This is a genomic window from Kitasatospora sp. NPDC051164, assembly GCF_044455625.1.
Classification (GTDB): domain Bacteria; phylum Actinomycetota; class Actinomycetes; order Streptomycetales; family Streptomycetaceae; genus Kitasatospora.
In genome coordinates this window covers 1-18,209 of record NZ_JBITFB010000074.1, presented here as the reverse complement: position 1 = coordinate 18,209, position 18,209 = coordinate 1, and the positions used below count along the sequence as shown (strand labels likewise).

Below are 18,209 nucleotides of genomic sequence, written 5' to 3'. Positions count from 1 at the left end.
CCGGTGCTGCCGCCCTGTTCTGACCGGAGGCGTTCCGGCCGTTGCGCCATCGCTTGCCCGTGCGGAGGTTGATGCCGACCGCACGGGCGGCTTCCGCATAGCTGGCACCCTGCTTCACGAGCCGGAAGTATTCCTCCCGCTCACGCGTCAGCTTGCGACGGCCCTGCCCCGTCCGGTCCTCGCGGATCTCGAAGGTCATTGCACTCCCCAGCCGGGGTGTTGCAACGATCCCTGGAACTCAAGGTTGCTCTCCGGGGCCCTTCGGCGTGCGCCGGGTCAGCCCTCCTGGGTGGTGGGACGGTCGGCGGTGAGGCGCCGGCCGTCGGCCGCGTCGCCGGTACGGGTCTCGGTGCGGCGGCCGCGGGCCAGATAGTCGCGCAGGACCAGTTCGACGGCGTCCTGCGGGTTCGTGGTACCGGAGAGCATCATCGCGTCGATCGCGAGGTTCGCGTCGATGGTGACGGTGACCTGGGCCATGTGACTCCTCCTCGGGTGCGGAGCAGCAGCTTGCCCGTTGGGGCGGCGTTTCACCACGGGTATACGCCGGAACCCCCGGGGAGGAGCGACCAGACTCTCCCCGGGGGTGGCGGGTGGTCAGCGTTCGGAGGACGACTGACAGCTGACAGATGTTGAAATCTGTTATCTGTTATTTGTTGTCCGGCAGTCGAAATCCGTCAGCTGTCGGCTGTCAGCCGTTCGCCGTACTCAGACCCGGCCGGCGAAGTCCGGGGCCCAGTTGGCGACGGTCTGCTCGCGCACGCCCGAGCTCGGGTTGGCGGCCTCGACGTACTTGCCGCCGCCGACATAGATCGCGACGTGGTAGACGCCCGAGTCCTGGCCGTTGTTGGACCAGAACAGCAGGTCGCCCGGCTGCAGGCTGTCCAGCGAGACGTGGGTGCTGGCGGCGGCCTGGTCGGCGGCGACGCGCGGGACGGAGATGCCCGCGGCGCGCAGCGCGGCCTGGGTCAGGCCGGAGCAGTCCCAGCCGCCGTTGCCGGTGCCGCCGTAGACGTAGGCCTGGCCGACCTTGGACTCGGCGAAGGCGACCGCGGCGGCCATGCTGCCGGTGGCGGTCTGGGCCGGGGCCTGGGTCTGCGCCTGGGCGGCCGGCTTGGCGGCCGGGGTCTGGGTCTGGGCCGCCGGCTTGGCGTTCACGGCACCGCCGTTCGCGGACTGACCGGACTTCTGCGAGCGGTTGAACCAGGTGAAGTCCGAGCCGGACTTGTCCGAGGAGGCGGACTGGTCGGTGGAGGCCGACTGCTGGGACTGGCCGCCGTCGCCGAAGGACAGGTGCTGGCCCGGGTAGATGGTGTTCGGACCGTCGGTCAGGGTGCCGCGGTTGAGGTCGTACAGCCGCTGCCAGCCGCCCTGGACGTTGTGCTTGTCGGCGATCGAGGACAGCCAGTCGCCCTCGACCACGGTGTAGTCGCCGCTCTGGGCCTGCTGCTGGTGCTTCTGGGTCCAGTTGCCGGTGGCAGAGTTGGTGGCGGCCTGGGCAGCGTCCTGGGCGGGCGCGGCCGGCTTGGCGGCCGGGGCCTGGGTCTGCGCCGGCTTGGCGGCGGGCTTGGCGACCGGGGCGGCGGGCGCGGCGGGCTTGGCGGCGGTCGAGGTGTCGACAGACGCCGGGGCGCCCCCCTTGGTGAGGCCGGCCTGGACCGAGCACACCGGCCAGGCGCCGGGGCCCTGCGAGGCGAGGACCTTCTCGGCGACGGCGATCTGCTGGTCCTTGGTGGCCAGGTCGGCGCGCGCGGCGTAGGCGGTGCCACCGAAGGCGGACCAGGTGCTCTGGGTGAACTGGAGGCCGCCGTAGAAGCCGTTGCCGGTGTTGATGCTCCAGTTGCCGGTGCTCTCGCACTGGGCGACCTTGTCCCAGGTGGCGACGGAGGCCGCGGAGGCGGTGCCGGAGACGAGGCACGGGACGGTGAGGCCGACGCCCGCGACGCCGATGGCGGCGATCACGCGGCGGGTGCGGCTGGACAGACGGGTGCCGTTGGTGGGCAGCATGAAGACGCGGTCCTCTCCCACGCCTGCGAGGTGAGCTGTCGGATTCGGGCTGGAGTTGCCCGGCCGCGCGTGAGCGCGGCTTCACCCCTAGCCCTGGACGTTCCGGGGAACGGTCCGGGGCGACTTACCTGTGGGTCCCCCGCTCCTGCCGTGGTGCGTTTTCGCGCTTCCAGGACATCCGACGGCAGGACTCGGCGTTGCGGATGAACTGGGTCCGTGTGGCCACGAACGGGGAGCACGTTAAGCAGACTTAAGTTCAAACTGCAAATAGCTGTGACGCGCATCACGGTTTAGTGGGAACTGCCAAAATGTCAGGTAATCATGATCGTAAATGATCGCTTTTCGGCAATGTCGTTGCGGATGCCCACAACTGTCTTCGCCTCAGGAGTGACGTGACGGTGTATTGAAGCGCGAAGCGGCGCGCTGTCCGAGCCGGGGGAGTGGCCGCGGATTCGAGCGCCGGAGAGTGCGCTCACCATTTCCTTGCAAATGGCGCCAGAACGGACATTCCCTTCATTGCTCGCTTAACTCCTGTAACTCCCGTACGGCACAGGAAAGCAGCAGGAGGGGCAGCAGGAGAGGCAACGAGAGAGGCAAAGCGAAGGGCCCGGAACGCAAGCCGTTCCGGGCCCTGTGTGCGCGCCGACCGGCGCGTGGTGTCCTTACTGTCCGGCAGGCGCCTCGGCGGCCGCGTGAGCGCGCCGGGCGCCCTCCACGACCCCCTCGGCCTCGGCGGCGGCCGCCGCGTCCGCCTCGGCCTGCGCCAGCTCCTCCGGGGACGGCGTGGGCAGCGCGGCCAGGTAGGTGGAGGCGATCAGCTGGCCGACGGTCGGGTACGCGCCCAGCGGCGCCGCCGACGGGCAGCCGGTCTCCTCGGCGGCCGTGGCGAGCAGCTCGGAGTCGGCCTCCGGCCCGATCACCAGCGGGGCCAGCGCCGGGCGCTGCGAGCCGGTCTCCTTGAGGTGGTTGACGGCCGCGGCCACCGAGCCGGGCACGTCGAGCGCGGCGGCGACGACCGGGACGGCCAGTCGGGCGGCCAGCAGTACGCCGGTGATGCCGGCTGCGGCGGCGGCGTCCTCGCCGCCGACGGTGGTCAGGACCACGCCGTCCGCGGCGGTCGCGATGGCGAACAGCCGGGCCCGGTCGGCTCGGGCCAGCCCCGCCTCGGAGAGTCGCACGTGCACGGCCTCGGCGAGCAGCGGGTGCGGGCCCAGCGCGTCGGTGACCGGCGCGCCGTACTCGGCGGCGAGCGCGTGGAGTTCGGCCAGGAAACCGTGCGGACCGGGCACCAGTGGCACCAGGACGGGCGTCGGCAGCCCGGCCTCGGCGGCCATGGCCAGGAGCTCGGCGACGGTGCGGTCCTCGCCGCCGGCGCCCTCGGCGTAGTCGCCGGGGAGGTAGCCGACCGCGGCCTGGACGCCGTTCTGCTCGCTGCGGACGATGGAGAGCAGCTCCTCGACGACCGAGCGGGACTCGGGCCCGGCGGTCGCGGGCACGGCGAGCACCAGGGCCGGCGCGTTGGCCGGGATCGCGGGGCGCTCGGGACGACGGTGGCGCCCCCGCGCACGGGAGCCTGGAGTGCGGACGGGCAGTGGCGCGCCCGGAATGGCTGCGGTGCTCATGCCGGAGATCGTAGGACATCGGCCCGTCCGGCCTGCAGTCGGCTGCCGTACGGGTTTGGCGCGGTCGCGGTGCGGACCCGGTGTGTCCGCCGTGCCGGTCCGGGCGGTTTGCCCATAATCCGGACATTCCTCACCCAACCCCGTGCGAGCACGGGCCATTGCTTTGACGTGCCCCACGTGGTGCGGCGTTGCGACTGTGGTGCGTGAGATGTCTCACAGTCCGGAGGTCGTCTGACGGAGGGTCACGGCGGCGCGACTCCCGGCATTCGAAGATCAACATTCAGCGGGGAGCCGCTCACGGCGGGTTATCGCGGCTCCGGTGATTCAGTCGACTATGTCCGTTTACGTACCGTCAGGGGAGACCCCGTGAAGAGTTCGGGGCCGCGGGTAAAAGGCCTCGTGCACCTGCAACGTCCCGTGCTGATGCACGTGCACTGCAGCTATCATCGCGTCAAGTGAGGCGTTGTGCCGGGCCGGTACGGGGCCGGTCCGTTCGTTCGGCGGTGCCGGGGGCGCCGCGCTGGACGACAACTCCGGAGCTCTTCGGGAGATTTCTATGCACGACTCGCACGACTCGCAGGACACGCACGGCTCGTACGACACCCACAACGGGATGGCCGCGGCCGATCTCACGGGGGTGGTCTGGCAGAAGAGCCGGCACAGCAACTCCCAGGGCAACTGCGTCGAGTTCGCGGCCCTGCCGGGCGGTGATGTGGCGATGCGCAACTCGCGCTTCCCGGACGGTCCGGCGCTCATCTACACCCGGGCCGAGATCGCCGCCCTGTTGTTGGGGGCCAAGGACGGGGAGTTCGACCACCTGGCGGTCTGACCGGCTGCCGTGCTTCACCATCGGGGGGCCGTCGTGGGTGCCGACACCACGACGGCCTTTGACTTTCCTGCCGTCTTTTCCGCTGCTGCCTTCCCGGCCACCGGCCGGGGCGAACCGCCGACGGGGCCTGGCGGAAGGGCCCGGGGCGTGGTCCTCCCGGGGCTTCCCTCGACCGGCCCACTCGGCCGGCTGCCGTACCCGACGTCCTGCCGGACATCCTGCCGGACATCCTGCCTGACGCCCTGCCTGACGCCCTGCCTACCGTCCGAGCTGGCATGGGAGCGGGCCCTCGGCCCGCTGTTCGACCGGCCACGCGCCGCTCGGCGCTAGGCCGAGCGCCGGTGCCGTCCACCGACGTCGACCGGTCCGCCGAGCGCGTCGAGCGCCGAGCGTGCACCGATCTCCGCGTGCCCGCCGATCTCCGGGTGTCCGTCGAGCGCGCCGCCCGCCGGCTCCGCCTCGAACATGGCCCAGACCACCTTGCCGCTGCCCAGCGGGTGCCAGCCCCAGGAGCGGCTGAAGGACTCCACCAGGTGCAACCCGCGGCCGGATTCGGCGACGAAGTCCGCTTCCCTGGCCACCGGGCCGATGCTGCTCGGGTCGCTCACCGCGCAGACCACCTGGGGTGCGCGGTGCACCAGGCTTATTCGGATCGGCAGCCGCCCGTCCGGGGTCGCCCGTGTGGGAAAGTCGTACTCGCCCTGGGCGCCGCCCGCAGGGTCGGGCCGTGCGCCGATCGCATGCCGGAGCGCGTTGGTCACGAGTTCCGAGGCCACCAGCGCGACGTCGTCGAACAGCTCCGGCAGGCTCCAGCGCCGGAGCGTGGTCCGGGCGAAGTCGCGCGCGGTTCTGACGGCTTCGAAGCGAGGAGCGAGCGTACAGGTGACCACATGGGGGTCAACCGCCAAAGCCGTACCGGTGCTCATGAAGAGCTCCTCCCATAAGGGGGCGGACACGGCTGGACCCGCCGGGGTCATGCCGGTCACCTCCGACTCGCTCGGCCGCTCGGCCGCCCCCTCGACCAGACGCGCGCGCACTCGAACGCCCGATGGCGCGGGGGGACGCCGTCGGGCCGGTGCACGGAGTCGCGCGTGGGGTCGACGCGGAGCCCGCGGGATTGCCAGGGATGTGCAGGTGCACGTGCACCATGGTGGTGTGCGCTCACTGCAGATGCAAGAGTCGATTCACGTGCAGTCGCACTATTGGCATATGCAAGCGCCGGATGCACGTGCATCCTGGTGTGCGGAGTGCAGAACTGATAGGAACATCCGTCAGTATCGGCACCGTGAGCGCTCAACTGATGGCAGACTGTGCGCTGTTTGCCCTAGGTGGAGGTTTCGACCGCATGACCACAGTTCAGCCGGGCGGCGGCTCGATGGTCCGCCGGATCCTCCTCGGCTCGCAGCTGCGTCGCCTGCGTGAGGCGCGCGGCATCACCCGCGAAGACGCGGGCTACGCGATCCGAGCCTCCGAGTCCAAGATCAGCCGCATGGAACTCGGTCGCGTCAGCTTCAAGGAGCGCGACGTCGCCGACCTGCTCAGCCTGTACGGCGTCGACGACGGCATGGAGCGGGAAGCCCTGCTCGGCCTGGTCCGCGAGGCCAACAAGTCCGGCTGGTGGCACAGCTTCAACGACGTGCTGCCGGGCTGGTTCCAGACCTACGTCGGACTGGAGGAGGCCGCCCAGCTGATCCGCACCTACGAGGTGCAGTTCATCCCCGGGCTGCTGCAGTCCGAGGAGTACGCACGGGCGGTTTTCGGCCAGAGTCGGCCGGTCATCAGCGAGGAGGAGGTCGAACGGCGGGTCAGCCTCCGCCTGCGCCGCCAGAAGCTGCTGGCGGAGGGCGCCAGCCCGCGCCTGTGGGCGGTCATCGACGAGGCCGCGCTGCGCCGGCCGGTCGGCGGGCCGAAGGTGATGCGCGGTCAGGTGCAGTACCTGATCGACGTCGCCGAGCAGACCAACGTGGTGATCCAGGTCATGCCGTTCCGTTTTGGCGCGCACGCGGGCGAGTCCGGGGCGTTCACGATCCTGCGCTTCCCGGAGCAGGACCTCGCGGACGTGGTCTACCTGGAGCAGCTCACCAGCGCGCTGTACCTGGACAAGCGGGACGACGTCGACGCGTACATCCAGGTCATGGAGCGGCTCTGCGTGGACAGCCTCACGCCGGAGCGCACCATAGACCTGCTCGCCTCGATCCTGAAGGAGCGCTGAGCCGCTGCCGTCCGGGATCCGTGAGGACCTTTCCTTGCGGATCCCGGACGGCAGCGGGTCGCGACCGATAGGCCGCCCACCCGCCGTCAACCGCGGGCCGGCGGCCTTTCGTGTTCCGGCGGATCGGTCTGCGGTGAGTCGGTCTTCGGTCGGTCGATCTGCGGTGAGTCGGTCTGCGGCGGGTCGGCCTGGGGTGGGCAGCCGAGGTGCCAGGCCAGGTCGTAGCGGCGGAAGAGGTCGGCCCGGATCGGGGCCAGCGGGATCTCGGCGCCCGGCAGCAGCACCCCGATGCAGCCGCCCATCAGCGCGCTGCGCAGCACCGCGTGCTCGGCGATCGGGTCCGGCGCGCCCCAGTCGCGGAGTAGTCCCTGCAGGATGGCGCCGAGTTGTTGCTGCTCCGGGTCCTGGATGAAGGCGCCGGTGTCCGGGTCGAGGATCAGTGCCAGGTGCGAGCGCATCACCCGGGGGTGGTCCATCGCCAGCCCGAGGACGGCGTCGATGGCGCGGGCCAGCCGGGCCTCGGGGGAGGAGCCGGGCGCCAGTTCCGCCAGCGCACCGGACAGCGACTGGTGCATCATCCGGTGCGTCGCGGCCTGCATCAGCAACCGTTTGCCGTCGAAGTAGTAGGAGAGCAGCCCGCGGGCGAGCCCGGCCCGCTCGGCGATATCGGTCAGTGTGGTGCCCGCGTAACCACGCTGGTCAACCAGCTCGACGGTGGCCCGCATGATGCGTCGGCGGGAGCGCTGCCGCATCTCCTCATTGACCGAATCACCGCGAGGTGCCATCGTGTCTGCTCCGAACGTTCGTTGGCTCCGGGCCAATATACTTGCGAAGCCGACAGCCGCCCCGCACCGTGCCCCGACGGGTGCCCCCGGCGGCCGGTACGAAGACGGCCGGCTCCACCAACACGGGGGTTTGGTGGAGCCGGCGCCATTGCCCGAGGGCCTGGAGTCGGCCGCGGGCGGGGCCCATGGGGTCAGTGCCCAGTACTCGGCACTTGGTACTCGGTGCTCGGCACTCAGTGCTCAGTACTCGGTGAGGGCTCCGGTCCGGGCTGCTGTCGGACCCGCTGACGGGTAATCATAGTCGGGCACCGGCGAAGGGATCGCGGCGCGGCGTCGGTCCACCAGCGCTCCGACCGTCGCGACCACCAGCCCGACCAGTGCGACCGCGGTGACGAACACCAACGCCGGGCGGTAGCCGTCAAGTTGGGCCTGCGGGCTGTCCCCGCCCGCGCTGCCGGCCGTGATCATCGCGGTCGCCCCGGCCAGCACCACCGCGGTGCCGACCTGGATCGCGGTGTTCACCAGACCCGAGGCCAGGCCCTGCTCCTCGTCGGCCACGCCGTCGGTGGCGGCGATGTTCACCGAGGGGAAGGCGAGCGCGAAGCCCACGCCGAGCAGCAGCATCGAGGGCAGCACTAGGGCGACGTAGGAACTGTGCTCGTCCAGCCGCAGGAAGAGGGCGAAGGCGCCGACCAGGGCGAGCAGGCCGATCGGCAGCAGCCGCCCGGTGCCGAAGCGGTCCACGATCGGACCCATGAACGGCGCCGAGAGGGCGATGAACGCACCGGCCGGCAGCAGTCCGAGGGCCATCTGCAGAGCCGACCAGCCGAGCAGGTGCTGCAGGTAGAGGGTGACCACGAACTGGAAGCCGCCGTACGCGCCGGTCATCGCGAAGGCGACCAGGTTGGCCCTGGCGACCGAACCGTTGCGGAAGATGCCGAGCCGGACCAACGGGTGGGCGGTGCGGCTCTCGACCAGCAGGAAGGCGGCGGCCAGCGCGGCGACCACGACCATCGAACCGAGCGTGCGCAGGCTCAGCCAGCCGGCGCCCTGCGCCTCGGTGACGGTGAAGACCAGCAGCAGCACGGTGGCGGTTCCGGTGATCGCGCCCAGTACGTCGTAGCCGCCCTTGGCGGGCTCCTCGACCGGGCGGGGGAGCAGGCGGATCGCGAAGACCAGGGCGAGCAGCGCGACCGGGACGGGCATCAGGAAGGTCCAGCGCCAGCCGACCGAGGTGAGCAGACCGCTCAGCACCAGGCCGAGCGAGAAGCCGCTGGCGCCGCAGGTGGTGTAGATCGACAGCGCGCGGTTGCGGGCCGGGCCCTCGGCGAAGGTGGTGGTGATGATCGACAGGCCGGCCGGGGCGGTGAAGGCGGCGCTGACGCCCTTGAGGAAGCGGGCCGCGATCAGCAGGCCGCCGTTGTCGACCAAGCCGCCGAGCAGTGAGGCGGCGGCGAAGACGGCCAGGGCGACCAGGAAGACCCGGCGACGGCCGAGCAGGTCGGCGGCGCGGCCGCCGAGCAGTAGTAGGCCGCCGTAGCCGAGCACGTAGCCGGAGACCACCCACTGCAGGGTGGAGGTGGACAGGTGCAGCTCGGAGCCGATGGACGGAAGGGCGACGCCCACCATCGAGACGTCCAGGGCGTCCAGGAACATGGCGGCACAGAGCACGATCAGGGTGCCCCAGAGGCGGGGTGTCCAGTGCGGTCCGTTGGTTGACGGGGCGTCGGGTGACGTGACGGTCGCGGTGGTCATGGGGAGGACAGTACATGCACGTGCATTCAATGCAAATGAATTAGATGTGAATGCAATAATTGACGATGCAGGTGCTAGGGTGGCGGCGTGGCTGAACTCGACTCCCCGGCGGAGGCCGGTCTCGTTGCGCAGTGGCGCGAGCTGCTGGCCCGGCACGCTGCGGCCGCCTGCTTGCTCGACCGCGAGCTGGGCGACCGGTTCGGGCTGGGCATGAGCGAGTTCGAGGTGCTGGAGCGCCTCGTCGAGGGCTGCGACGCCGGTGACGGTCACGCGCTACGGGTGAGCGAGCTGGCGCCCACCGTCCACCTCAGCCAGAGCGCCCTCTCCCGGCTGATCGCCCGCCTGGAGAAGGCTGGACTGGTCACCCGGGCGATGTGCGAGAGCGACCGGCGGGGCATCGTGCTCACCCTCACCGAGGCCGGCCGGGAGCGCTACGAGCAGGCCAGGCCGCTCCACCGCGAGGTGCTGGAGCTGACCCTCGGCGGCGAGCTCGGCAACGCCGGCGAAGTCCCGTCGGCCTGACCTGGCCGCGCTTGGCTGACTTTGCGTCACATTCCTTCCGCCCGGCCCGGGTTGGCTCAGAGGAGCGAGTGCAGCCCCGGGGCGACGGCCAGCAGGACGACCGCGGCGGGTGCGGCGAGAGCCGCGGCGGTGAGCCGCAGCCGGTGCGAGACGGAGAGCCGCGGGCGGCCCGCGAGCAGCCGGTCCACCCGCTTCGGGGACTGCGCCAGGCCGGGCGGGCAGGAGCCGAACACCCCTCGGTCCAGGTTGAGTTCGGCCAGGGCGAGGGCGGTGGTGTGCCGGCCGTGCCGCCGTGCGGCGCGGTCGTCGGCCGCCAGCTCGACCAACTCCGCGACCTGGTCTCGGAAGGCGCTGAACACGCCGACGCCGGGGAAGCCGGAGGCGAGCGCCTGCGCGAACTGCTGCAGCCAGTGGTGCCGGGCCCGGACGTGGCCGCGCTCATGGCTCAGCACGGCCGCCAGCTCCCGGTCGGTCAGCTGCTGGAGGGCGCCGGTGGTGACCACCAGGCGGGAGTCCGGGCCCGGTAGCGACCACGCCTCCGGGCGGACGTTCTCCAGCACCACCAGCCGCTCACGACGGCTCCGAGTGGCCTCGATCGACTCGGGCAACTCCGGCGCCCGGGTCGTCAGTTGGGCGTGCCGGCGGTCGCGCAGCGCCTTCGCCGTACGGACCTCGCGGGTGAGCGCCAGCACCGTCTGGACCCCACCGGCCGCCAGGACCGCGGCGCACAACCGACCCCAGCCCTCGGCGTCCTGCAGGCCGTACGCGGCCTCCACGCCGTGCGGTGCGCCCGAGAACACGAGCGCGCGCAGCTCCGGCAGGGCGGCGGAGGCGGCCAGCAGCAGGCCCAGCGCGCAGGACAGCAGCACCGCCACCACGAGGCACTGCCACACCAGCAGTGCCAGCACCGGTTCGCGCTCCGCCCAGCGGGCCCGGGCCAGCAGCCGGGGCGCGACGGTCGAGAGCAGCAGTCCGAGCAGCAGCAGGCCGATCAGGGCAGGCATCGCGTGGGCTCCCCGAGTACGCACGGAACGCGACAGCGCGCTCCCCGCCAACCTATGCGCTGGCGACGCCCGGTGGAACGGCTTTCGACCGGCCAGTGACCAACGCCACGCGCGCGACCGGGGCTTGGTGTGCGAACGGGGGCGTCACATGGTCAGCAGCATGGCGAACATGCCGATGCCCATGGTGAGCCGGCAGGCCTGCGGCAGCCCGGCGGTGCCGACCGCGAGGGTGCCGGCCGGGGTGCGCAGCAGGCGGCTGCCGGCCCAGACGGTGTACCCGCCGAAGTAGAGGAGGAGGACGCCGGTCAGCAGCGGGACGCCCAGGCCGCCCGCGTGGTGGTGCTGGTGGCCGGGGGACACCGCCATCGCGACGGCCATGTACGTCATGGCGATCGCGCCGACCGCGTGGTGCAGCCGGTGGGCCCGGCCGGCGGGGGCGTGGACGGCGGCGAGCAGGAAGGCGGCGGCGGGGGCGCCGAACAGCGCGGCCCAGACGGCGGCCGGGACGGCGGCGCCGGTGACGGCCATCGCGGCCATGCCGAGCCCCATCAGGGCCTCGGCGGCGTCGGACTCCCGGGCGAGTGGGCGGTGTGCGGCGGACGCGGCGCCTGGGGCACCCGGGACGCCCTGGGCGCAGGGGGAGCGTCGCAGGCGGACCAGGCAGGAGGCGCCGGCCGCTGCGGTGAGGAGGGCGAGGAGCCAGTTGACCAGGATGGGTCCGTGCAACGGCGGCCTCCCGGGGCGGTGGGCGACGGGGGCGGCGAACAACGAACAGCGGTCAGCGAACAGATGATGAAAGCTGTCAGCTGTCGCCCGTCATCTGTTCGCCCGTCCATCTGTTCACCTGTGCGCCGACCCGTGCGCGGCGACGGTCGTCCACCCCACGATCACCGCTGCCGACCGGGCGCGGACAGGGCGCGTACGGGGGCGCACAGTGGTGCCCGTCGTGGTGAATGCCCTGGCTGCACACCGGTCGCCCGCCGCCCGGGCTCAGCCCTGGAGCCGCCCCGAGGCGACCACCCGGCTGAGGAACTGCCGGGTCCGCTCCTCCCGCGGATCGCCGAAGACCTGCTCCGGCGGCCCCTGTTCGAGTACCACCCCGTCGTCCAGGAAGCAGACCCGGTCGGCGACCTCGCGCGCGAATCCCATCTCGTGCGTGGAGAGGACCATCGTCATCCCCTGTTCCTTGAGGTCCCGCACCACCGAGAGCACCTCCCCGACCAGCACCGGGTCCAGCGCCGCGGTGATCTCGTCCAGGAGCAGCAGCCGGGGTCCGGTGGCCAGCGCCCGCACGATGGCGACGCGCTGCTGCTGCCCGCCGGAGAGCCGGTCCGGGTACTCCTGCGCCTTGGCTGCCAGCCCGAGCCGGTCGAGCAGCTCGCGCGCCCGCGCCTCCGCCTCGGCCCGCGCGACCCCGTGCACCCGGCGCGGCGCGAGGGTGATGTTCTCCAGCACGGTCATGTGCGGGAACAGGTTGTACGACTGGAACACCACCCCGATCCGGCGCCGGACGGCGTCCTCGTCCGCGCGCGGATCGGTGATCTCCTCGCCGTCCAGGAAGATCGCGCCGTCGTCGATGCCCTCCAGCAGGTTGACGCACCGCATCAGCGTGGACTTCCCGGAGCCGGAGGCCCCTATCAGCGCCGTCACCGAGTGCTCGGGCACGGCGAGGTCCACGTCGCGCAGCACCACCTGGGTGCCGAAGGTCTTGCGCACCGATTCCAGCCGGAGCACTTCCGCCGTCACACCGCACCTCCCTGCAGCTGCCGACGGTTCATCCGCGCGGTCAGCCAGTCGGCGAACCGGGTCAGCGGAATGGTCAGCACGATGAACACCAGCCCCGCGAGTAGGTACGGCGTGAAGTTGAAGGACCGGGACGCGATGATCTTCGCCGCGTACACCGCGTCGATCGCACCGCCGATCGAGACCAGCCCGGTGTCCTTCTGAAGGCTCACCAGGTTGTTGAGCAGTGGCGGAACCACCCGGCGGACCGCCTGCGGCAGCACGACGTACCGCATGGCCTGCGCGTTGGTCAGTCCCAGTGACCGCGCCGCGGCCCGCTGGCTCGGGTGCACCGACTCGATGCCGGAGCGGAACACCTCCGATACGTACGCCGAGTACGTCAGGACCAGCGCCGCCCCGCCCAGCAGGAGCGGATCGGTGGTCACCCCGGTCAGCCGCAGCGCCGGCACCCCGGTGATCATCACCAGCAGGCAGATGATCATCGGCAGCCCGAGGAAGAAGTCCACGTACGCGGTGGCAAGCAGCCGCACCGGCAGGAACACCGGCCCGCGCAGCGTCCGCAGTACCGCGAGCAACAGGCCGAACACCAGGATCAGTACCCCGCAGCCGAGCATCAGCTCAAGGTTCACCCGCAGCCCCTTCAGTACCTCGGGCAGCGCCTGTCGGGCGTATCCGAGGTTGAAGAAGGTTCGCCGAGTCACCTCCCAGCCGGGGGAGTTGACGATCAGCAGGTAGAGCACTGCCGCCGTCGCCAGGGTCGACGAGGCGGCGATCAGCGCCGAGCGGCGGGCCCGGGCGCGCCGGTACGCCTCGTGCGCGAGGCGCCGCTCGGACGGGCGGTAGCCGTCGTCCCCTTCTTCCACGCGCTTCGCGAGTGCCGCGGCTCCGGTTGCCGTCGCGTCCCCGCCCACGCCGGGGCTCGTGTCTGCGCTCACTTCAGCACCGGCGCCGAGACGGCGTCGGAGAGCCACTGCTTCTCCAGCTTCGCCAGCGTGCCGTCGGAGCGCAGCGCGTCCACCGCCTGCGACACGCAGCCGGTCAGCTTGGAGCCCTTGTCCAGCACCAGGCCGAACTGCTCGCCCTGTGAGGCCGTCTCGAACTGGCCCACCACCTGGGCCTCCGGCACCTCGGCACCGGTGATGTAGAAGGCGGTCGGCAGGTCCACCACCAGGGCCTCGATCTGCCCGTTCCTCAGCGCGGCCTTGGCCAGGTCGTTGGAGTCGAAGACGGCCGGCTGGCTGCTCGGCTTGATGACGCCGGTGATGGTGTCCAGGCTGGTGGTGCCGACCTGTGCGCCGAGCTTGGCGCCCTTGAGGTCGGCGATGCTCTTCGCACCCGCCACCTTGGAGTTCTTCAGCGCGATGACGGCCTGGCGCACGTCGTAGTAGCCGGAGGAGAAGTCCACCGCCTGCTTGCGCTCGTCGCTGATCGACACCTGGTTGATGTCGAAGTCGAAGTCCTTGGCGCCCGGCGCGGTCGCCTTGCCGAACGGCGCGACCACCCAGCTGACCTTGTCCTTCGGGTAGCCCAGCTTCTCCGCCACCGCGTAGGCCACGGCCGACTCGAAGCCCTTGCCGTTCTCCGGCTTGTCCTCGGAGAACCAGGGGTCGTACGCGGGCTTGTCGGTGCCGACGGTCAGCGTCCCGGCCGTACGCGTCGCCAGCGCCCCCGGTGCGCAGCCCGCCGCCGTGCCGGCCGCGCCGGAGGCGGCGTCGGACGTCGAGTCCTGCGGGGCGCATGCGCTCAGCGTGGCCGCGGCGGCGACCAGCGCGGCGAGGGACAGTGCGGCGGACGGCTTGCGGAGGGTCATGGCGGGGCTCCAGAGGAAGGACCGGGAGTGACAGGTCGGGAGTGACCGGGTCGGTTGGGACGGGTCGGGAGTGACAGGTGGGTTGGGACAGAGGGGGCGCGGCGGGGCGGGCCGGGTCCCGGCGGGTCACTTCCCCCCGGTGGCGGCGCCGGAACACACACGGCATGGTCGGCGTACGGGCCCACGTCCGCGGTCCCCCCGGGCCGGATCGACAGCAGCCGGGTCGACAGCGGCCGGTGGCCGGATCAACAACAGCGGCGACAGCGACAGCAGAGACCGCGCGCGCGGCAGCGACAGCAGAGGCAGGCGTGGCGGCGGGAGGACGCGCGGAACGGGCTGTCGTGGCCTACGGGCACCGTGATCACCGCCGGGAGCATGCCGGGAGGTTCGCATCAGACCTGCGCATCTGTCCAGAACATCCAGATCACCGTCCACATGCCGGACATCGGGCCTCTCGGCGCAGGTTTTCGGGCCTGAGGGGCGGCTCGCCGCAGCTTTGCCGGTCCGGACCCCCTTGAACGGGAGAACCTTTCGTACTTATGGTGTCCCCGTTGAAATAACTCCTGTCGAAGTGAGTCCACGATGCAGAATCTTTCGCCAAGGCTCGCTGCGGCGGCCGACGCCCCGGTCTCGACCTTCGCCGGCCACCCGGCCTGGCTGCGTCTGAAGGAGGCTGTCGAGGCGCTGCGCCCGCTGCAGTCCAAGGACGGCTCGATCGACCTGGCCGCCGTCCAGCGGCACACCGTCGACCCGCTGGTCGCCACCGTCCGTGCGGCCGTCGAGGAGCTCGCCCCGAACTTCCCGCACGACGCCGCGTACCTCGCCGCCATCGACGCGGACCTCGCCAAGTGGGCCGACACCGGCTACCGCGAGCCCGACTTCCTGGACTCGCTGCTCGCCTTCCAACCCGCCGACCAGCGCGAGGACGGCCTGGAGCACCTGGTCGTCTTCCCGATGTACACCCAGAACGGCAACCCGAACCGCAACCTGGAAGCCGTCCTGCTGCGCGTCGTGTGGCCAGACTGGCTGGCTGAGCTGGAGCGCACCCGCTTCGACAACCCGATGTTCGTGCCGATCACCTTCACCGACTTCACGGCCGGCTACGACACCAACTCCGCCGTGCTCTTCCCCGAGACGGTCTCCGTGCGCAAGGCGCCGGAACGTTTCACCTGGGGCGGCATCTTCTGTGACCGCGAGGCCGCCCGCTTCCGCGCCGTCTCCACCAGCGCCGTCCAGCAGCTCGGCCTGGAGATCCCGGCCGACGCCGAGGGCCTGCTCCAGGACCAGCAGCGCGCGCAGGAGACCTTCGTCCTGTGGGACCTCGTCCACGACCGCACCCACAGCCACGGCGACCTGCCGTTCGACCCCTTCATGATCAAGCAGCGCAGCCCGTTCTGGATGTACGGCCTGGAAGAGCTCCGCTGCGACCTCACCACCTTCAAGGAGGCGGTGCAGCTCGAGGCCGAGGGCAACCCGCACGCCCGCGACGTCCAGTACGCGATCCTCTTCGACCGCATGTTCCGTTTCCCGGTCAGCGGCGACCGCGTGCGCAACTACGACGGCCTTGGAGGCCAGCTCCTCTTCGCCTACCTGCACAAGCACGACGCGCTGCGCTGGCGGGACAACCGCCTCACCATCGACTGGGACCGCGCCCCGCAGGTCACCAACGGGCTCTGCGCGGAGATCGAGAAGCTGTACCGCGACGGCATCGACCGGCCCAAGCCGGCCCACTGGATCGCCGCCTACGAGCTGGTCTCCCAGTACCTCACCCCGCACCCCGCCTCCACCTGGGCGAAGGGCCCCGAGGCCCTCCCGCTCGACATCACCGACGGCAAGGCCCTCAACAAGGCCCTGTGCGACGCCGTGCTCCCGGACGAGTTCCCGCTGAGCATGTTCTACGAGGCCCTCAACAAGAAGCTGAGCGGCGTCATCGCCTCCACCACCGGCATCACCGGTAACGGCATCCAGGGAGCAGCAGCGTGACCACCTCTTCCAACGCCCCGCTGGCCGACAAGGTCATCGCCGTCGCCGGAGCCAGCGGCCCGGCCGGCCGTGCGGTGCTGCGCCGCCTCGCCGCCGACGGCGCCACCGTGATCGGTGCCGACATCGACGCCCAGCGCCTCGAGTCCGCCCTGGACGCCACCCGGGTGGCAGTGCGCGGAGCCAAGGTCAGCGGCCAGGTCATCGACCTGCTCGACCCGCAGGAGGTCCACGACTGGGCCGACCACCTGGAGTCCGAGCACGGCCACGTCGACGGCCTCTTCCACCTCGTCGGCGGCTGGCGCGGCAGCAAGACCTTCTTCGACAGCCGGCTGGACGACTGGGACTTCCTGCACGACACCGTCGTGCGCACCCTCCAGCACACCTCGCTGGCCTTCCAGCCCGCGCTGGTCCGCAGCCCCGCCGGCCGCTACGCGATGATCTCCGCCTCGGCCGCGCACAAGCCCACCGCCGGTGGCGCCGCCTACGCGGCCGCCAAGGCCGCCACCGAGGCTTGGACCCTCGCCATGGCCGACTCCTTCAAGAAGGAGACCACCTCCCCGGACGGCGAGCCCACCGCAGCGGCTGCGATCCTGGTGATCAAGGCGTTGGTCAGCCCCGAAATGCGGGCCGAGAAGCCGGAGGCGAAGTTCGCCGGCTTCACCGACACCGCCGACCTCGCCGACCACCTGGCGGGCCTGTGGGACCGCCCCGCAGCAGAACTGAACGGACAGCACCTGTGGCTGACAGCCCGATGACCGACCTCACCCGTACGGACGCGATACGGCGGCACGACCCCGCCGTTCGCGGCTTCGCCAGCGACAACTACGCCGGCGTGCACCCGGAGGTCCTCGCCGCGATCGCCCTCGCCAACGGTGGCCACCAGGTCGCCTACGGAGAGGACGACTACACGGCCCACCTCCAGGACGTCTTCCGCCGCCACTTCGGCGAGAAGGCCGAGGCGTACCCCGTCTTCAACGGCACCGGCGCCAACGTGGTCGCCCTCCAGTCGCTGCTCCCGCGCTGGGGCGCGGTCGTCTGCGCCGAGAGCGCCCACATCCACGTGGACGAGGGCGGCGCCCCGGAGAAGATGGGCGGCATCAAGCTGCTCACCGTTCCCACTCCGGACGGCAAGCTCACCCCCGAGCTGCTCGACCAGCAGGCCTGGGGCTATGGCGACGAGCATCGCGCGCAGCCGCTCGCGGTCTCCATCACCCAGAGCACCGAGCTCGGCACCCTCTACACCGTCGACGAGATCCGCGCGATCACCGAGCACGCCCACCAGCTGGGCATGCTCGTCCATGTCGACGGTTCCCGCCTGGCCAACGCGGCCGCCTCGCTCGGCCAGCCGCTGCGCGCCTTCACGACCGACGTGGGCGTCGACGTGCTGTCCTTCGGCGGGACGAAGAACGGCCTGCTGTTCGGCGAGGTCGTGGTGGTGCTCAACCCCGAGCGGGTCCGCAACATCAAGTACCTCCGCAAGACCTCGATGCAGCTGGCCTCGAAGATGCGCTTCGCGTCGGTCCAGTTCGAGGCCCTGCTCTCCGGCGACCTCTACCTGCGCAACGCCGGCCACGCCAACGCGATGGCCAGCCGCCTGGAGGCTGCGGTCCGGAACATCGACGGCGTTGAGGTCGTGCGTCCGGTCCAGGCGAACGCGGTGTTCGCGATCCTCCCGCGCGAGGTGAGCGAGCGGCTGCAGAAGCGTTACCGCTTCTACTTCTGGAACGAGCACACCGGTGAGGTGCGCTGGATGTGTTCCTTCGACACCACGGAGGCTGACATCGACGCCTTCGCGGCTGCCATCGCCGAGGAGATGGGCCGCTCCTGACGGTGCTCGAACAACGAATCGCCCCTGCCCGGGACCCCGGGCAGGGGCGATTTGCATGTGGCGGGCCCGTCCCCGTACAGTTCCGGAGTCGCCGCGGGAGACCGGGGCGGCA

At 71.2% G+C, this 18,209-nt stretch carries 17 protein-coding genes, 1 pseudogene and 1 riboswitch; of the genes and pseudogenes, 6 read left to right on the top strand and 12 right to left on the bottom strand.

Features of this window, described 5'->3' with window-relative positions:
• From ACIBEC_RS46530 to ACIBEC_RS46515, 4 genes are all read right to left on the bottom strand, one after another.
• The coding region (locus tag ACIBEC_RS46530; RefSeq protein WP_360509754.1) for a helix-turn-helix domain-containing protein at positions 1–199 on the bottom strand (199 nt) is incomplete at its 3' end.
• 77 nt (positions 200–276) lie between these two features.
• Entirely contained in the window at positions 277–477 is a 201-nt protein-coding gene (locus ACIBEC_RS46525; protein WP_360509752.1) for a hypothetical protein, read from the bottom strand.
• A gap of 228 nt (positions 478–705) precedes the next feature.
• Positions 706–2,025 (bottom strand): transglycosylase family protein, encoded by a 1,320-nt coding sequence (locus ACIBEC_RS46520; protein WP_360509750.1) that lies wholly within the window; start codon positions 2,023–2,025, stop codon positions 706–708.
• Positions 2,017–2,201: riboswitch (cyclic di-AMP (ydaO/yuaA leader) on the bottom strand. It overlaps the preceding gene by 9 nt.
• A 465-nt stretch (positions 2,202–2,666) precedes the next feature.
• Positions 2,667–3,626, bottom strand: coding sequence for a hypothetical protein (locus tag ACIBEC_RS46515; RefSeq protein WP_360509748.1), 960 nt, complete (start codon positions 3,624–3,626; stop codon positions 2,667–2,669).
• Between the two features lie 556 nt (positions 3,627–4,182).
• On the opposite strand from ACIBEC_RS46515, the gene ACIBEC_RS46510 reads away from it, so the two are divergent.
• Complete coding sequence (locus ACIBEC_RS46510; protein WP_360509746.1) at positions 4,183–4,455, top strand: DUF397 domain-containing protein; 273 nt, start codon at positions 4,183–4,185, stop codon at positions 4,453–4,455.
• A gap of 455 nt (positions 4,456–4,910) precedes the next feature.
• On the opposite strand, the pseudogene ACIBEC_RS46505 reads toward ACIBEC_RS46510, so the two are convergent.
• Positions 4,911–5,381, bottom strand: a pseudogene (locus ACIBEC_RS46505) (ATP-binding protein); the annotation flags it as partial.
• Between the two features lie 419 nt (positions 5,382–5,800).
• Between ACIBEC_RS46505 and ACIBEC_RS46500 the strand changes: the two are divergent.
• Positions 5,801–6,667, top strand: a complete 867-nt coding sequence (locus ACIBEC_RS46500; RefSeq protein ID WP_360509744.1) for a helix-turn-helix transcriptional regulator — start codon at positions 5,801–5,803, stop codon at positions 6,665–6,667.
• Between the two features lie 86 nt (positions 6,668–6,753).
• Here ACIBEC_RS46500 and ACIBEC_RS46495 read toward each other — a convergent pair whose 3' ends face one another.
• Positions 6,754–7,419, bottom strand: coding sequence for a helix-turn-helix domain-containing protein (locus ACIBEC_RS46495; protein ID WP_360509742.1), 666 nt, complete (start codon positions 7,417–7,419; stop codon positions 6,754–6,756).
• A gap of 273 nt (positions 7,420–7,692) precedes the next feature.
• The gene (locus tag ACIBEC_RS46490; protein ID WP_360509740.1) at positions 7,693–9,207 is read right to left on the bottom strand and encodes an MFS transporter; all 1,515 of its coding nucleotides are present in this window, start codon (positions 9,205–9,207) and stop codon (positions 7,693–7,695) included.
• A gap of 87 nt (positions 9,208–9,294) precedes the next feature.
• Here ACIBEC_RS46490 and ACIBEC_RS46485 point away from each other — a divergent pair, with 87 nt between their 5' ends.
• A complete protein-coding gene (locus ACIBEC_RS46485; RefSeq protein ID WP_360509738.1) occupies positions 9,295–9,729 on the top strand; it encodes a MarR family transcriptional regulator in 435 nt (144 codons plus the stop codon).
• A 56-nt stretch (positions 9,730–9,785) separates the two neighbouring features.
• Here ACIBEC_RS46485 and ACIBEC_RS46480 read toward each other — a convergent pair whose 3' ends face one another.
• The 5 genes from ACIBEC_RS46480 to ACIBEC_RS46460 form a co-directional block, all read right to left on the bottom strand.
• Complete coding sequence (locus tag ACIBEC_RS46480) at positions 9,786–10,733, bottom strand: M56 family metallopeptidase (protein WP_360509736.1); 948 nt, start codon at positions 10,731–10,733, stop codon at positions 9,786–9,788.
• A gap of 144 nt (positions 10,734–10,877) precedes the next feature.
• A complete protein-coding gene (locus ACIBEC_RS46475; protein WP_360509734.1) occupies positions 10,878–11,459 on the bottom strand; it encodes a DUF5134 domain-containing protein in 582 nt (193 codons plus the stop codon).
• Between the two features lie 264 nt (positions 11,460–11,723).
• Positions 11,724–12,479 (bottom strand): amino acid ABC transporter ATP-binding protein, encoded by a 756-nt coding sequence (locus tag ACIBEC_RS46470; protein WP_360509733.1) that lies wholly within the window; start codon positions 12,477–12,479, stop codon positions 11,724–11,726.
• A complete protein-coding gene (locus ACIBEC_RS46465) occupies positions 12,476–13,387 on the bottom strand; it encodes an amino acid ABC transporter permease (RefSeq protein ID WP_396290768.1) in 912 nt (303 codons plus the stop codon). Before ACIBEC_RS46465 ends, ACIBEC_RS46470 begins: the two co-directional genes overlap by 4 nt.
• A gap of 20 nt (positions 13,388–13,407) precedes the next feature.
• Positions 13,408–14,286 carry an ABC transporter substrate-binding protein gene (locus ACIBEC_RS46460; RefSeq protein WP_360509731.1) on the bottom strand — a complete coding sequence of 293 codons (879 nt, stop codon included), beginning with the start codon at positions 14,284–14,286 and terminating at the stop codon, positions 13,408–13,410.
• Between the two features lie 582 nt (positions 14,287–14,868).
• Here ACIBEC_RS46460 and ACIBEC_RS46455 point away from each other — a divergent pair.
• The 3 genes from ACIBEC_RS46455 to ACIBEC_RS46445 are packed head-to-tail and all read left to right on the top strand — an operon-like array spanning position 14,869 to position 18,097.
• On the top strand, positions 14,869–16,269 hold the full coding sequence (locus ACIBEC_RS46455; RefSeq protein WP_360509729.1) for a DUF6421 family protein: 1,401 nt from the start codon (positions 14,869–14,871) through the stop codon (positions 16,267–16,269).
• Positions 16,266–17,024 (top strand): SDR family NAD(P)-dependent oxidoreductase, encoded by a 759-nt coding sequence (locus ACIBEC_RS46450; RefSeq protein ID WP_360509727.1) that lies wholly within the window; start codon positions 16,266–16,268, stop codon positions 17,022–17,024. Before ACIBEC_RS46455 ends, ACIBEC_RS46450 begins: the two co-directional genes overlap by 4 nt.
• On the top strand, positions 17,021–18,097 hold the full coding sequence (locus ACIBEC_RS46445; RefSeq protein WP_360509756.1) for a low specificity L-threonine aldolase: 1,077 nt from the start codon (positions 17,021–17,023) through the stop codon (positions 18,095–18,097). Before ACIBEC_RS46450 ends, ACIBEC_RS46445 begins: the two co-directional genes overlap by 4 nt.
• Positions 18,098–18,209 lie beyond the last annotated feature (112 nt).